This is a genomic window from Leuconostoc aquikimchii (genome assembly GCF_040838325.1).
GTDB lineage: Bacteria > Bacillota > Bacilli > Lactobacillales > Lactobacillaceae > Leuconostoc > Leuconostoc aquikimchii.
Map to the genome: position 1 here is coordinate 1,814,822 of NZ_JBFPER010000001.1, position 16,013 is coordinate 1,830,834.

13 protein-coding genes and 1 tRNA gene are annotated in these 16,013 nt (G+C 38.6%); all 14 read right to left on the reverse strand.

Annotation, left to right across the window (positions count from 1 at the left end; genetic code table 11):
- Positions 1–33: 33 nt before the first annotated feature.
- The 14 genes from AB3K24_RS09040 to phnC all read right to left on the reverse strand — a co-directional run bounded on the left by AB3K24_RS09040 (position 34) and on the right by phnC (position 15,942).
- Positions 34–867, reverse strand: coding sequence for a glycosyltransferase (locus AB3K24_RS09040; protein ID WP_367975227.1), 834 nt, complete (start codon positions 865–867; stop codon positions 34–36).
- Entirely contained in the window at positions 864–2,318 is a 1,455-nt protein-coding gene (locus AB3K24_RS09045) for a glycosyltransferase (RefSeq protein ID WP_367975228.1), read from the reverse strand. Before AB3K24_RS09045 ends, AB3K24_RS09040 begins: the two co-directional genes overlap by 4 nt.
- A gap of 134 nt (positions 2,319–2,452) precedes the next feature.
- Positions 2,453–3,130: a DUF4811 domain-containing protein gene (locus AB3K24_RS09050; protein WP_367975230.1), complete on the reverse strand. Its 678-nt coding sequence runs from the start codon at positions 3,128–3,130 to the stop codon at positions 2,453–2,455.
- A gap of 1 nt (position 3,131) precedes the next feature.
- On the reverse strand, positions 3,132–4,634 hold the full coding sequence (locus AB3K24_RS09055; RefSeq protein WP_367975232.1) for an MDR family MFS transporter: 1,503 nt from the start codon (positions 4,632–4,634) through the stop codon (positions 3,132–3,134).
- Between the two features lie 122 nt (positions 4,635–4,756).
- The gene (locus tag AB3K24_RS09060; protein ID WP_367975617.1) at positions 4,757–5,431 is read right to left on the reverse strand and encodes a nucleoside/nucleotide kinase family protein; all 675 of its coding nucleotides are present in this window, start codon (positions 5,429–5,431) and stop codon (positions 4,757–4,759) included.
- Positions 5,431–7,794 carry an RNA polymerase recycling motor HelD gene (helD, locus tag AB3K24_RS09065; RefSeq protein ID WP_367975234.1) on the reverse strand — a complete coding sequence of 788 codons (2,364 nt, stop codon included), beginning with the start codon at positions 7,792–7,794 and terminating at the stop codon, positions 5,431–5,433. Before helD ends, AB3K24_RS09060 begins: the two co-directional genes overlap by 1 nt.
- 119 nt (positions 7,795–7,913) lie before the next feature.
- Positions 7,914–7,985: transfer RNA gene (locus AB3K24_RS09070), tRNA-Glu, on the reverse strand.
- A 120-nt stretch (positions 7,986–8,105) separates the two neighbouring features.
- Positions 8,106–9,347 (reverse strand): NADH-dependent flavin oxidoreductase, encoded by a 1,242-nt coding sequence (locus AB3K24_RS09075; protein WP_367975236.1) that lies wholly within the window; start codon positions 9,345–9,347, stop codon positions 8,106–8,108.
- A 108-nt stretch (positions 9,348–9,455) separates the two neighbouring features.
- Positions 9,456–11,021, reverse strand: a complete 1,566-nt coding sequence (locus tag AB3K24_RS09080; RefSeq protein WP_367975237.1) for an oligosaccharide flippase family protein — start codon at positions 11,019–11,021, stop codon at positions 9,456–9,458.
- Between the two features lie 211 nt (positions 11,022–11,232).
- Positions 11,233–11,856: a LysM peptidoglycan-binding domain-containing protein gene (locus AB3K24_RS09085; protein WP_367975238.1), complete on the reverse strand. Its 624-nt coding sequence runs from the start codon at positions 11,854–11,856 to the stop codon at positions 11,233–11,235.
- Positions 11,857–12,001: 145 nt separating this feature from the next.
- On the reverse strand, positions 12,002–13,507 hold the full coding sequence (locus tag AB3K24_RS09090) for a bifunctional metallophosphatase/5'-nucleotidase (RefSeq protein ID WP_367975240.1): 1,506 nt from the start codon (positions 13,505–13,507) through the stop codon (positions 12,002–12,004).
- A gap of 45 nt (positions 13,508–13,552) precedes the next feature.
- A complete protein-coding gene (gene phnE, locus AB3K24_RS09095) occupies positions 13,553–14,362 on the reverse strand; it encodes a phosphonate ABC transporter, permease protein PhnE (protein ID WP_367975242.1) in 810 nt (269 codons plus the stop codon).
- Positions 14,363–14,374: 12 nt separating this feature from the next.
- Positions 14,375–15,196, reverse strand: coding sequence for a phosphonate ABC transporter, permease protein PhnE (gene phnE, locus AB3K24_RS09100; RefSeq protein ID WP_367975244.1), 822 nt, complete (start codon positions 15,194–15,196; stop codon positions 14,375–14,377).
- Positions 15,196–15,942, reverse strand: a complete 747-nt coding sequence (gene phnC, locus AB3K24_RS09105) for a phosphonate ABC transporter ATP-binding protein (RefSeq protein WP_367975245.1) — start codon at positions 15,940–15,942, stop codon at positions 15,196–15,198. Before phnC ends, phnE (AB3K24_RS09100) begins: the two co-directional genes overlap by 1 nt.
- Positions 15,943–16,013 lie beyond the last annotated feature (71 nt).

Here is a 16,013-nt window from a genome sequence, read left to right on the forward strand (position 1 = left end):
ACGTCAGTTGTGTTGCGATATGTGAAATGCTACTCAAATTATGCCAACATGTAATTTGTGCGTCGAGAAACCAAGTGCTTTTAAACTATCAAAATCACTTTGTGTGACAGTCACTTGTCGTATTTTATGCGTCACGTCTCGCAGTATGAGAGCTAAATTCGGCCAAACTTTGCCTTTTTCATCCAAAACACCACCAACTATTGTTAACCTTGTATTTTGCGGTGCAAAGTTAATTTCACGGCCTAATTGCGTCACGTTAAAAGTATCTAGAGAAAACTTGTTGCCAACTTGCGCGATATAATCCTCGGCTAATGCATATTTTTGATCATTCGCATAGACAAAGTTACGATGATTTTCAAAATAAAAATCTCTGACTTGAACCGATTCATGACCAAAATAGAAATCTGATGTCAGCAAATTTCCTGCGCTAAAATATTGCTTAGCAAATAGTTTGCCATCGCGTCGGTAAATATCTTTATAATCAATTTTACCGTCTAAATCGTACCAAACAACGGCTTGCACGATACGTTTTGAATCATTAAACCATCGGACACGCGCGAGTTCATGGCCACGACTGATAATACTTTTAGTCCGATCCTTATTAATGACAAACTGCGCATTATTAGGCACTGGTAAATCCGTCCACCAAATACCGTTTTTACTGTCAATATTTTCCAGATAGCACTGCGCATACATGTCATAAACAAGCGCAGGGTCAAGACCTATTTTTGTCAACAAATAAGCAGCATCTTCATGCGGCGTCGCCAGCCACAGTGCGTCACTTTTGCCTGCCTTCACTTGTTCAATTTGCCAGGCAATGCCCGGAAAATTAGTATAGGATAATGAGTTAATAATTTCAATTGTCATAGTAATTTTACGATCACCTTTTGCCATTGATCAGCAATAATTTCATTGCTAAATTGCTTCGCCACTTCGGCTGCTCCCACTGACAGTTCATCGTAATGATCACACACACGACGCATTGCATCCATCAGTTGCTTGACATTGGCTACTTCATCCGTATTTTTTGGCCCAAATGTTGCCAAATGACCATTGACGCCGTCACGAACTAGCGTTTGTGCCCCGTATAAATTTGCATACGTTGCAATGGGCATCGCATTGCTAATCGCTTCAATGTACGTTAACCCAAAACCTTCAGAATAGGAAGCAGACACAAATACATCATATGCTTGCATATCTTGTATCATATTTTGACTCAAGCCTTTCAACTGTATAAATTGCGACAAATTAAGCGACGCAATATATGATATTAACTGCTTCTCCTCACTGCCAGCCCCATAAATTGCTAGTGTTGCAGACATCCCTTGCAAACGCAGTTGGCTGATTGCTTGAATAATGTGTATGATGTGTTTTTCTGGATGTAATCGCGAAGCTGTCACAAATTGGATCGTTTCACCATCCCACTTTTTAGGTGTTATCAAGGCAGGTGAAGACACCCCACCAACAGCAATCGCTATAATTTTTTTTGACACATCTATCATACCAATGGCAGTTAATTGGGAGATCATCGCCTCCCTCTGTAACTGTGTGGCAACAACAATCAGATTAATATCATTGAAGTGATCAAACATGTACTGATAATAATTATTCCACAGTGGATGCGCTGCATCCCATGCAACAAAATGTGCAGCATGAACAACATCGACTATTTTTAAAGGTATGCCTTGCTGTTTCATACGAATCAGCGTCTCTTCATTTTCCGAACCGCGGTCGATAATATAGACATTATCTTCAAATCGACGCTGTAACTCTAAAAAAAAGAAATCAAGTAACTCTTCAAAAGTTGTGAATAAGTAATGCTTACCACGAAAGTTATCCACTCTAATATTTGTCGCGCGCTTACCACGCGATCCCTCATTACGATAATGCCAAGAGATTTTATGACGGCCATTGTCAAGTATGACACGATCATCTTCTATACGATAAACATTTTTTTCCTTTAAATATTGTTTGCGGCGTTGCACCGTCTCTGTATAATGTCCGGTTGCCTGTCGTCTAATGAGACGCTGTGTGTCAGTTGTATCCCACAGTACTTCTTCGTAGAAATCATGTGTGTGCTGCTCGCCTACCTGTAAATAATTGTCTGGATCATCACTCAAAAAATAATCATATATGCCGATGACTTCTGACTCAGCAATGTGCCACTCTTTCATATGCTGATGTAATTGTGGTAAACGATCGGTAAAAATTAATTTAAAGGGTATATTTTTCTCACGAAAGCGTTCCGCACGATAAAATTGCGCGTGCTCAACGCCACTATTACCATGCCCCATACTTTTATTCACAAAAAAATTCATCGGATTTTTGCTCCCTGACGTTGATTATTTTTTCTAAGATCATATCTACTTATCATTCATTTGCCATTATCATAGCACAAAAGCGACAATCTCTGAAATAGAGATTGTCGCTTTTTGAGTGTTTATTACCATGATTAATCAATTTTTAAAACACTTTTAATTTGATTAACTTCTAGTGTCGCAGCCTTATCTGGATTAACTTTTGCTAAGTCTGAAAGCTGTTTTTGTTGTTGCTCTGCAATTGTTCTCTCAGCCGCGCTTTTTGGCGCTAATTTACTGGCTAACGACTGCGCTTGCGTTGTTGTCAACGCTACCCATGTTGCTGGTAATTGATAGGTAATTTGACGATGTTTGACTTGTTTATCATTATCTGCAATACCAAACAAGAGGTTAAATACCTTAGATTTGTACACATATCGTGTTGTGCTAGCAACGCGATAAGCTTGATTACCTGAAACATTGACGCGTTTAGATCTCGTATCCAAATCAGGTTTAGATACTGTCGTTTTTTTGTCATTTGCCGATGCGCGATAAATATAAACGTTTTCTTGTCCATTGGTTCCAACATTTTGATACAATAACATACCAAAGTTTTGTGTACTTGGTCCAGCTGAATAAATTTCTCTTTTGGTGGTGGTTGTGACTGATGTCATGCCATAATGATCATGCATGTTTGCAATCATCGCAATCACACTTAAAATCAAGCCGGCGAACATAAGCAGTGTCACAGTGTAACGTATACCAGCTTTTTTGATGGTCATGTTAGCAAAAAACGCAAATAGTGCAAATAGTGCCATAATTAGGATAATCATTTTAAGCTTCCTCCTTGATTGGTATATTCACCTTGCCACTATGCAATAAGAATGTTACAAGCAAGGCAACGACGGCAAACACAGCAGCCAGAAGGAATGACGCATGAAAACCACTGAGCGTTGCATCTAAAGCGCGGCGACCAAATTCTATTGGATTTTGGCCCTTCAAAGCGTCTTTGGGCATATTATTTTTTGTAACAGACTGCATAACTGAGGCCAATACTGCCGTCCCCAATGACGAAGCAATTTGACGCATTGTATTGTTGGCAGCCGTTCCTTGGGCAGCTGTTTTTGGCGACAATGCACCCATAGCTGATGCAGTTAATGGCATCATCGTCATAGCAATACCAAACATACGCAATGTATATAGCGCTGTAATATATATGGTTGGTGTCGTAGCTGTCATATAAAATAGTGGCACAGTACCAATAATCAAAACTGTAAACCCTGTCATGGCTAATCGCTTAGCTCCATGCTTATCATAAAATGAACCAGCAATCGGTGAGATAATTCCCATCATCAAGGCTCCAGGTAACAATGTTAATCCTGAATTAAGTGGCGTTAAGCCACGAATGTTTTGCATATAAATAGGCAAAACCATTTCAACGCCAATCATTGCCATCATTGCCAAAGATACCAAAATGGTGGTAATGGTAAACTGTTTTGATTTAAAGACTGACATATCCAAAAATGGCTTGTCCATTCTTGATTGATGCCACATAAATTCAACCACAATGATAAGCCCAACAATTAATGGCAAAATAACATTGACACTGCCCCAACCGTCTGTTGCAACCATGGCAAAACCATACAATACTAAACCAAATCCTAATGTTGATTCAATCAATGACCGTACATTTAATGTCACTTTTTGTGTTGGTAAGACATCGTGGAAGAAGAAAAATGACGCAATCATCACAATAATGACAACTGGTAAGACAACGCCAAAAATTGACCGCCATGAATTTTGTAACGTCAATCCTAAAAATGTATGATCTTTTTCTAAAATCCATCCCGATAGCGTTGGACCAATGGCTGGCGCCATACCAACTACTAAACCACCAAGGCCCATGGCTTTTCCACGTGATTGGGCATCAAACAACGACAACGATACAACTTGCATCAATGGCATCAAAATTCCTACGGCCATTGCCTGCAAGACACGTGCAACCATTAACAACCAAAACGCATTAGTTGGCGTCACAAAAGCCACTAATGTGCCAATTGTGAACAGACTTAACGCTGATAAATATAATCTTTTCGTTGGAATACGTGTTGTCAGAAAAGCTGAAACTGGCACCATAATGCCGTTAGCCATCAAGAAAATCGTTGTTAACCACTGTACTGTTGAGGCGTTCACATCGAACGCTCGCATTAACGCTGGTAAAGCTGTGCCAAGCGCAGTCTGCATTAACATTACTGAAAAGACGCCGACTAGTAAAACCAGCATCATCGCTACACGATTGACTGGATTACCATGTCTATCAAGTATTTCTTCACTCATATTTGTTTTCCTTTTTTAATTACTCATTGACCAAGTAGTTCTTAAAAATATTTGGTCTAATTACTTAAATTATCTTACGCCTAACTAAATAGATTGTCAACAAAGTTGACAATCTATTGTAATTATTTTATTGTGATACGTTGAATATCATGGTTTTCATCAAGCATAACTAAGGCATCTGCACATTGCTTAGTCGGTAAAATATAACGATCCAGATTTACCTGATTCGTCTCGTCCCAAATTGTCATCACCAAATTTGAGAATTCACCAATCGGCATCTGCGCATACTGATAACGCCACGATGTTGGATCATTTTTTGACAATGCCGTCATTTCTAGTGTTCGCGTTAAATACCACGACTTAATATCTGACAAATCAGCATCTAAATAAATCTTAAAATCTGTTTGCTGTAATTGTAACGCAACAACACCTTCAATGATAAGAATTTCAGGTCTTTGAATTATTTGTGTTTTTTCCGGATGAATGTCAGCCGCTTCTTGTGTATAGTAAGGTATCTCAACTGATAATTCTCCAGATTGAAAAAGTGTCATAACCCGTTCTAATTTTGCCATATCGTACGTTTGCGGAAAACCTTTTTGATTAAAAAGGTTTTCCGCATGTAGCACGCTATTTGGCATTAAAAAATCATCTGTACTAATGACTGTCGCTTGTTGCGTCAAAGATTGCGCTAATTTGTTAGCAAATGTACTTTTCCCAACAGATACCGATCCCGCAATAGCAATAGTCATAAACTTATGTTGAAATTTTTGATTAATTTTTTGAATTAGTTCGTCCATCATTTGGCCTCATATAAATACTTTGGTACCTCATTTAATAAAATGGACGCACTGTTTTCGGCCAACAGTGTCAATGTATGCATAGCACGACTTGCCACAGTGTACAACAATCGGCGTTCAGAATCATCCCCATAACGCGAGTTATCAGCGTGCCAAATAATCACGGCATCAAACTCCAACCCTTTGGCTAGATATGAAGGAACAATAATCGTCCCTTTTGCTAATCGCTGATTTTCTGATTGAATCAATGTCACTTTTTTATCGTCAAGTTGCGCGGCTAAAGCCTGAGCATCTGCACGTGTTTTGGTAATGATTGCCGTTGTATCTTGATTTAACACGTGTTGTTCTACTTGTGCACGTAGTCTTAATAGCATGTCGGCTTCACTTGGTAACGTGTAAAGCACTGGCTTTTTACCATCACGATTAAAGGCATCAATGTCTTGGCCATCGCGTAAAATGTATTTCGTAAAATCAGTGATTTGCTGCGTTGAACGATAAGTTTGTGTCAGCTTAACATTTGCAACACGTTCACTATCAAATAACGACGCAAAATCAACTTGTAGATTTGTCGCATTATCTTTGGTGAAAATTGCTTGGTTCAAATCACCCAAAACAGTAAATTTAGCTCTAGGGAAACTAAACTTTAAAAATGCCAGTTGGAACGGCGTGTAATCTTGAATTTCATCAATAAATAGGAAACGAATGTCACGCTCACCACTTTTACCCGTGATCAAATCATATAAATAAAGGTATAACGTGGTGTCAGTCAATGATAATTGTTTGGCACGTAATGACGCAATAACTGTTTCCACATGGGCTAACCAGTCAGAATCAGTAATATTAAAAGTTTTCAAATCCAAATAATGATGCGCTTGTCTTAGAAAATCAACAAATTGGGCGTTAATATTTAAAAAGTTTGCGCGACGTATTTGACGCGCTAACGGCCTTAATGATTGGTTAACAATTTGCCTAGACAAAAATTGACGCTCTGCTTTTTCACTTGCAAACTCACGTTCTTTGGGGCCATCCCCAAGTTGCGCTTGTCGTGTCATTGCTGCAGCATCCTGCTCTTGATCGTCACCTATGCGTACTTTACCTGCACCAACAAGTTCGTCATATTCTTGCTTAGATAGATTTTCAATGGCTAATTCAACCCAATCTTTACGCACTTCTAGGCCAACTTGCGAACTTAATATACGCATCAAAGTATCTCGTGTCGCTTCTATTCGTTGGCCTAACTTATAGTTTTCATTGTATTGATAATATATTTCAGTAATACGTTCTTTTGAGATTAACGGCTCGCCACGAAACATAACACTGCGAACTCGCACATCTGAACGATTTAGATGCTCTGCGTATGCCGTGACAGCCTCAAACATAGCCAAACTGCCCTTGGCAAAGTTAATCGTTGTATCCTTTGCATCGTGCTCAAAACGCGTCTGCAAAGTCTCAACGTCAATTTTAGGTAATCGGCGTGATGCATATTGATAAAATGTCATCTGCACCATATTTTGCTCACCAAGTTCCGGCAAAACATTATCAATGTAATCATTAAACAACTGGTTGGGACTAAATAATACAACTTGTCCTGATGTTAATTTCCCACGATAACGATAAAGTAAATAAGCAACACGCTGTAATACAGCTGCTGTTTTACCAGATCCGGCAGCACCTTGAACAAATAATAAATCGGCACTTGTATTACGAATAATTTTATTTTGCTCTTTTTGAATCGTTGTGACGATGGATTTCATTTTAGTTGATGATTCACCGGACAGCGCATTCATCAACATCGCATCCCCAATTGCTTCTTCCGTGTCAAACAGCGTTACAATCACGCCATCTTCAATTTGGAATTGACGTTTGAGTGTCACGTTGGCTTGTTGCGTGCCATCAGGTGTTAAGTAGTCAACATCACCAATACCGCCGTCATAGTAAATTGAGGCAACCGGTGCGCGCCAATCGTAAACTAAAAAGTGATTCTTTTCATCGCTAAATGAGCCCAGTCCAATGTATATTGTTTCTTGTTCAGGATTTTGACTAGAAGATTCACTAAAATCAATACGAGCAAAGTACGGCTTATCAATTTGCTTCGTCAACGTGGCAAAGCGACGTTCCGCACGCGTTTTGGAGTTCTCACGTTCAGATAGCATTTGCTGTTGCTGACGAATTGAAGCAGCCGTTTCCACGATGCCGGAGTAGGTATCTGTTTTTAGGCGAACATCACCCCAGTTGCGAGCAACTGAGTCGATATTTTTATTCGTAGCTTTAATTTCAGATGCTGTCATTTGCAACGATTTTTCCATCGCATGTTGTGTTTTATTGAGATATTGCGTTTCATCAATTTTAATTTTATTGTCCAAAATGAGTCTCACTCTCTTCAAATTCAGTGCTTTAATTATACGCTTTTTAGTGATAAAACACAAAAAATGGTTGCATTAAAACGCACATAAAAAGCCGCAACCGAAGTTGCGACTTGATATAGCTCGTGAGAGAATCGAACTCTCGATTCCGCCGTGAAAGGGCAGCGTCTTAGCCGCTTGACCAACGAGCCATGGTCAGTGATGTCTGATATCTACCAGACAACTATACTAGTATAGCAAGAATTAAATTAATCGTCAATACTTTTTTAAAAAATATTTTTGTTTTTTCTAAAAACAGCAAATATACCGCATTATTGCCGCTTTTTCAACGTCATTAACTGTGTCGGATCAATCGGTTTAGGCGTTTGAATCACAGCATGTTTATAATACTGCCATGGTTTCATCGGATCAAATTCAAAATCTGTCGTAATTGGTAGACCATTTCTAAAGCGCGTTAACAACCATTTTTCTAATATTTTGGGTATGCCAAGTAACTCAAAATCTGATGGTGATAAGGCATAACGAATTGCCGCTTCATCGTTATTTTTAACTTTTTGTACCCAATTCGGTTCAATAATCAATTCACGTCCTAAAGCCGCAAAAGTACCTGCGCCACCTGTGTCTAACAACGACTCTACCTGCTCTGGTTTTTTGAGTAATCCGGCCACGAAAAGCGGATAATTTTGTGGCAAAATCGCTCTGTAATAATCAATGATTGCTTGCGTATCTGCTTGATCTCGAAAAGGAGATTGAAAAGCATCCTTTAACGATAAATGAAGGTAATCAACAGACAACGTCGTTATTTGCTTAGCGAATTCAAGCGATTCTTCTAGTGTTATGCCAGGTGTCATCGGTTCCTCCGGTGATTGACGATACCCTAATAGAAATGGTTTATCAGCATATTTTTCAATTGTCTGTGCCACTTTAGCCGTAACTGCTAAACCGAAGCGCCGGCGTTTTTCAACGGTACCACCCCAAAGATCATCACGTCTATTACTATCTGGTGAAAAAAACTGCTGCATGAGATAAAGATTTGCACCATGTAATTCTACGCCATCAAATCCTGCCAAAATTGCCCGTTTGGTAGCTTGGGCAAAGTCTGCAATCGTTTGAGAAATTTCGTCGTGGGTCAGAGCACGTGGCACTTCATGCTCACCATGTGGATAAGCTTGCTGTGAAGCAGATACCGGTTGCTGCCCGCGTAAAATGTCAGTTGTTGTTTGTCGACCGGCAGCAAAAATTTGTAAAATAGCTTTAGCACCACCTGACTGGATTGTGCTGGCCAAGCGACGCAAGCCAGGAATTTTATCATCATCAGAAACGGAAATACCGCCTTCCCAGCCACGACCAAGATCGTTAACATAGGCCGTCTCAGTGATAATCATCGCCGGACCCTGAGCACGCATACGATAGTAATTTAATTCATTATCACTGACACTACCATCTGCCAATGACGCTCGTAACGTTGTCGGTGCCATAACAATATGGTTGCGTAAAGTAACAGCCTTATTGTTAAAAGTATAATTGTCTAAAAAATCATAATTAATTTGCATAGTTTCATTATACAAAAAAAATTGTTTTTAGGCGAATTTACGGGTAATAAAATCAATATTTAAAATTTTATTCAAATTAAAAAACGACCAATTGTTTTGGTCGTCACTTTATCTATTTTTTATAGTGCCTAGAATATCATATTTTTTATATATACCCAACACTATACCACCAAAAATGCTGCCCATAGCAACAAGAAAAATACATGAATTAATTCTAGTGGGCAATATGAATCGGTTTTCCCAACTACTGATCAATGAAAACGCCACCAGCAATAATAGCGTACACATATATATCACATTTAATTTTTGCGTATCAAGATGTGATAAAAGATTGAATCGTTTCACAACATACATGCCCATTAATGTTGTAATCGCAACCATTGAGATCAATGTGGCTAATAACGCGCCAATTGTCCCAGTCAGATAAATCATTATTGGTTGGCACAATAATTTAACAACCATGCCAATACCGATAGCTCTCAAAGCGACGAGCGTCTTGCTAAGCCCCTGTAGTATCATGGCCAGAACTGTAGTCAATCCCATAAGTAAGGCAATAAAAGCCGAAATTTGAACCATCGGCATATATTGCTGTGGCTGAGCATAATTACCATAGAACACGATATAAATCGGTCTAGCTAACGTGTAAAGTGTTGCACAAGCAGGCAAAGTGATTAAACAAAATAATAAATATGATTGACTAATATATTGTTTCAAAATCTGTGAATCAAAGCGATGTTTAGTCACAAGTGGTAAAACAGTAGCAGCAATAGATACAGAAAGCGAGACAATAATCATAATTAATTTATTGCTATTAAAATTAAATATACCAAATATTGTTTCAATTTCTTCGCTAGATACATTGGCATAAAATTTTGCCATCAAAGGATGAAAACTAAATTGATCAATCCATTGATATGTCGACAAAAAGCCACCGATAAGCACAAATGGTACTGCTTGAATAAGTATATGCCGTAATTTGATTTCTTGATTGGCAGGTACCTGTTTTATTGATTGTTTCAACGGTATACTTTTATTTGAACCATAAATACGAAAAACCAAGAAAATAGTTGCTAACCAAGCACCCAGAGAAGCAGCAAAAGTCGAATGGACTACAACCGTTATCCAGCTACCATGTTGAATGTTCAAAATAAAATATGCTGATGATAACATATAAACTACTCGGAAAAACTGTTCAATAATATCAGACTTAGCAATGTCTACCATTTTAAGTTCACCCTGCAATTGCCCCCGTAAAACCGATAGAAAGGGAAAAATAAGCACCGCAAATGATAGCGAACGTAAAACAGGCGTCACGTTTTGATCCCCCATTGACAAAAGTGGTGCTAATATCCAAAGTAATAGGCTACATAGCAGGCCTGCACACAAACTAATTAAAGTTGCCTTATAAATAAATTTATGTTTTTCATATCCCTGCAGCTGCGCCGTTAGTTTGGCAACAGCTGAGGGTAATCCAGCTGTCGAGAGCATTAAGAAAAACTGATATAAATTATATCCTTTTCCCATCAGTGTGTTTGCCTGCAAGGACAATGTCCCTAACATGAGTGTCCATGGAATAACATAAAGTGCACCTAATACTCTGGAAGTAATGTTACCAAATGCAAGCCAAGCTGTTCCATTAGTTAACTGATTTTTTGGTTGATTAGTTTGTTTCATGAAAATTTGTTCACCTTAGCCATCATAACGATCATTCTTCCAACTCTTTTCAAGATATTAATGCTCTATGTCATGTCGCATTAGTCATATTTTAACACGAAAAAGTTTGAATACTTCAAAAGTCTGTTAAATTCAGTCATATTTTATCGAAAAAAAAAACGCCAAAGCGTTTTTAAATTTTGTATCTATACAATTATGAATAAAATTCTAATTAATACCAACCATTAGCTTGTGAATGTGCCCAAGCATTTTCAGCACTACCGTAACGGGCGTTGATGTATGACTTCATGGCGTTCAATTGATCATTGTAATCAGCAGAGTTACCACCGTACATTGCACGTGCTTGTGGTGACAACTGACCAATACCATAGTATTGACCGTTTGTGGCGTTAACATTGCCACTTGATTCACGTGAAATTAATGAATCCAAAGCAGAAGACGATGCCACTTGTGCTTGTGGCGCCGGAGCTGCTACTGGTTGTTGAACCTGTACTGTAACGTTGTTGACAACAGGTGCTGTTGGTTGTTGTACAGCAGGTGCTGGTTGTTGTGCTTGTGGGGCAACAGCAGCGACTGCTGCTTTTTGAGCGAATGCCAAATGTTGACCAACCAGAATAACATCAACATTACTAATGTTATTGTTAGTGGCAATTTGTGCCACAGATAGGTTGAATTCTTGAGAAATTTTATTCAGCGTGTCACCCGACTTAACAACATAATCTGTTGGTACGTTTTGTGAGCTATTTGTTGTATCAGCGTTAACGTTTGAAGCACCGAATGCGAATGCGCCGGCAACACCAGCAGCGATTGTTAATGACTTTGTAAAACTAAACATGTATTATCTACCTCATAGATTTATTTGATTTCTTTTGTCTTGTTGTATGTAGATAAGTTTATGCTTTGAATATAATAGCGAAACATCGAGATGATGTCAATTCTATTACGTTCTGTTATTTAATAAACATTTCGCGCATTTTTGTTTAAAATTTAACGTTAAAATGTAATTTTGGTGTTTGAGGTAGTTGTTTATTTGTCTTAAAAAACGTCGTAAGCATATCTTGTATTGCCTGATCACCAGCTAAAATTGTTTTAGATTGCCTATATTTGGGATAATTTCCACCCCCAACAGCACGATAGTTGTTCATTGACACTGTGAGCACATCATTATCTGTCACTTCAGCACCTTGATAGATTAATTTTGTCACACGTTCCCCCACGGAACGAGAGATATCAAATTCGTAATCAATGCCATAAGCTAAATCATAATTATAATGTTCTACTTTGGGTACTAACCATTCCGGATTAACCGCCAATTGCTTGTTTAACATGCTAAAGTAACTTGCCGTGTGTTCCAAGCTGAGGCGTAAATCATGTCCTGTCACTTGTTTTGTGACCAGTGTGTTATCAAACGGATAGTTTTGCAAGATACTGCGAACAGTAACATGTTGTGGGAGATTCGACGAATTATTATTTAAACTGACTAAAGTAATGTCTGCTGCTGATGCTAGGAGTTGCACATTAGCAACCCACTGTAAAATTTTATTGCCATGTTGTGCTAAGTACAAAGGTGGTTTCACTTCAATACTGTCATCTAATTGTGCTATCGGTTGATCCAACCAATGTTCGACTTGAGTTTGCAAGGGTTGTAGTGCCGCGGTTATATCAGGTTGACTAACGATACCAACTGATTTTGTTTCAGCCCTGATTTGCCACTTATCATTTATTTTGCTCCCCTTAATCTCGGCATACATTTGTGCTTGATTGGGCATTTGTAAGGTCAATACGCCATTGACGACTTGTGGTGGCACGTTGCCATGCTGATGACCCGTTAATAATACATCCAGATCAAGTTCATTTGTCAATTGCCATGCAATATTTTCTGTGGTCTCACTGACAACATTACCCGTTACCATGTCACGTTCATATCCGCCATGATAGACACCAATCACAACGTCTACTTCTTGACGTAATTTTGAAATAGTGTCCGCTGCCTTAATCAAAGGTGATTCAATATTAATTCCTTGCAAATGTTCTGGCTTTTCCCAAACATTGATATAATCTGTTACCAACCCAATTAAGCCAACCTTCGTGCCATTCTCAAGAACTTTCACCTGTGCTGGATAAATTGTTTTTCCTGCCTCATCGACGACATTTTCAGCAATAACTGTTGCATCTAGATGAGATAAATGCTTTTTTAACACATCATAACCAAAATTAAAATCATGATTGCCCAACGTGACATAATCATATCCCGCCAAGTTCATCGCTATTGTAACCGCATCTATACCATTATTTTTTTGCAGGTACTGTAACATTGGTGATCCTTGATACATATCACCCCCATCAACAATAATTGTATTGCCATCCTTTTCGTAATTAACTGCGACATTGCTCAACCCAAGCGGCTGACTACCATTTTTTATATAGTCTGTTGGCAACAAATAACCATGTACGTCAGATGTATAATAAATTTTAAACTGTGTCATATTTTTCTCCAAAAAAAGAACGACATCAGCCGTCCCCTTATATACTTAACCATGTAGAATCTTTTGGCGCAGTTTGTCTGATAAAATCTCAACAACAAAAACCAAAAGGAACAAACCAATCAATATTGCCCCCACTTGATGCCAATGGTAAGCACTTAGAGCAAAAATCATAGGTGCCCCAATACCACCAGCGCCAACAAGACCCAAAATAGTCGCTTCACGTAAATTCATATCAAATCGATACACTAGGATTGAAATAAAATCTGATCCAAGCTGTGGCAAAATGCCATATCTAATTTTTTGAAACAATGTTGATCCAAAGGCATCTAATGATTCCAGAATGCCAGCATCTAAATCTTCAATTGTTTCAATAAAGAGTTTTGAAATCATACCAATGGATACAATTGCCAATGTCATGACGCCAGCAAAAGGCCCGGGACCAGTTACGCGAATAAACATTAAACCATATACCAATGAGGGTACCGTACGGATTGCCATAATGATAAACCGCGTGACTAACACAACTGGTCGTGGCACAATGTTTGTCGCTGATATAAATGACAATGGCACAGCAATCACTGCACCAACTAGTGTGCCTAAAAAAGCAATTGCAATAGTTTGTAATATCAAATAGGCAACACCACTGTCCCCTAAACCGAACAGCAAACTTGTATCAGGCGTAAAAATACCAGTTAAGATGCTCCAGCCAATTTCAAACCCTTTAGATGTCATCTGTGCACCGCCCAATGCAGGAGCAGATGATACTAATAATATCAAAAGAATAGCAATTGTAACACTATACTGCACTCGGCGACTTGGTTCCTTACTGAGAACAGCCTCTAATTTCTTGTTCATGTTGTTCTCTCCCTAACTCAAATGCTTCCGTAGTTGTTGGCTAACTGTTTCAATAATGACCACAGCAACGAATATGGACAACAGAATCATACCGACACTTTGGAATTCACGCCAGCCAATTTTTTCATTTAAAATCATACCAATACCACCAGCACCGACATAACCCAGAATGGCTGCATAGCGTACATTACCTTCAAAAGCAAATAATGCCGTTGAAAGATAGGTAGGTAAAATTTGCGGGAAAATGGTTGTCACAAATGCACGTGGTGTATTTGCACCCGTAGCAGTCAACGCTTCATAGGCGCCCATGTCAACTGTTTCCATATATTCAAACAGTTGCTTACCAACAAATGAAAAACTAAATAGAAAGATGGCAACAGTACCAGCAAATGTGCCTAAGCCAAAGATATAGGTGGCAATTAAGGCGGAAACTAGTGTTGGTATGGTACGTACGACGGTTAAAACAAAGCGCACAATAATATTAATTATACGATTATTGGTGATGTTACTGGCCGCCAAAATAGCAAATGGTAAAGCCATTAAAGAGCCAAAAAACGAACCAAAAAACGACATTTGAATAGTCATCAATAACGGCCGCCATACTTGTAAAAAATATGACAATTTTGGCGGAAACATACTACCAAAAAGATGCCAAAAACCAGCAATATTTGCAAATAACGTCACCAAACTAAAACCGGTCACCCACACAGATACAGCAATACCAATCACCATTAAGAGTATGATTAATGGTATGCGCGTAAATTTTCGAGATACAGTTTTACCATTGGCCAGCGTAAAACTTTCAGCTTCAAATAATTTATCATACCAACCCATTATTCAGCCTCATCTTTACTATAAATTAAATCTAAAATATCTTTTGTCACACCAGAAACTGGGCCATCATATACAATCTTACCCGAACGAATACCCACAATGCGCTTAGAATATTCCAGAGCTAAATCGACATGGTGAATATTAATCAAAACTGTTTGTCCTAGTTCTTCATTAATTCGTTTAAAATCATTCATTACTTCATGTGCCGTAACAGGATCCAGGGCTGCTACTGGTTCATCAGCCAATAACACACGTGGATTTTGTGCCAACGTTCTGGCTAAAGATACACGTTGTTGCTGACCACCAGATAATTGGTCAGTACGCACAAAAGCTTTTTCTAACATTGAAACACGGTCTAATGCCTCCAAAGCACGGATTTTATCTTCCTTTGAAAACAGACCAAACATAACACGCATCAATGACATATCAGGTACTAACGAACTCAAAACATTTTTGATGACCGAGATACGTGGTACAAGATTGTATGATTGGAAAATCATGCCTACTTTGCGACGATATTGACGTAACGCTTTGCCCTTTAATCCAGAAATCTCTACGCCATCAACTGTTAATTGTCCCTCAGTTATGTTATTTAAACGATTGATTGTTCTAATGAACGTTGATTTACCCGCACCGGACATACCGATGATACCAATAAATTCACCATCTTGAATTTCTAAATTAATATCTTGTAGTCCCTTTACGCCATTGGGATATGTTTTTGAAACATGTTCAAATTTAATCATGATTGCCATCCTAAAATTTTATGTAGTTACGCCTTAATGGCTCTAACGCAAGAAAAGCGGCGCTGTTTGCG

Bases quoted from the DNA above. Each gene is read 5' to 3' on its own strand.
- AB3K24_RS09040 (WP_367975227.1), bottom strand. From the start codon at position 867: ATGACAATTGAAATTATTAACTCATTATCCTATACTAATTTTCCGGGC.
- AB3K24_RS09045 (WP_367975228.1), bottom strand. From the start codon at position 2,318: ATGAATTTTTTTGTGAATAAAAGTATGGGGCATGGTAATAGTGGCGTT.
- AB3K24_RS09050 (WP_367975230.1), bottom strand. From the start codon at position 3,130: ATGATTATCCTAATTATGGCACTATTTGCACTATTTGCGTTTTTTGCT.
- AB3K24_RS09055 (WP_367975232.1), bottom strand. From the start codon at position 4,634: ATGAGTGAAGAAATACTTGATAGACATGGTAATCCAGTCAATCGTGTA.
- AB3K24_RS09060 (WP_367975617.1), bottom strand. From the start codon at position 5,431: ATGGACGAACTAATTCAAAAAATTAATCAAAAATTTCAACATAAGTTT.
- AB3K24_RS09075 (WP_367975236.1), bottom strand. From the start codon at position 9,347: ATGCAAATTAATTATGATTTTTTAGACAATTATACTTTTAACAATAAG.
- AB3K24_RS09080 (WP_367975237.1), bottom strand. From the start codon at position 11,021: ATGAAACAAACTAATCAACCAAAAAATCAGTTAACTAATGGAACAGCT.
- AB3K24_RS09085 (WP_367975238.1), bottom strand. From the start codon at position 11,856: ATGTTTAGTTTTACAAAGTCATTAACAATCGCTGCTGGTGTTGCCGGC.
- AB3K24_RS09090 (WP_367975240.1), bottom strand. From the start codon at position 13,507: ATGACACAGTTTAAAATTTATTATACATCTGACGTACATGGTTATTTG.
- phnE (WP_367975242.1), bottom strand. From the start codon at position 14,362: ATGAACAAGAAATTAGAGGCTGTTCTCAGTAAGGAACCAAGTCGCCGA.
- phnE (WP_367975244.1), bottom strand. From the start codon at position 15,196: ATGGGTTGGTATGATAAATTATTTGAAGCTGAAAGTTTTACGCTGGCC.
- phnC (WP_367975245.1), bottom strand. From the start codon at position 15,942: ATGATTAAATTTGAACATGTTTCAAAAACATATCCCAATGGCGTAAAG.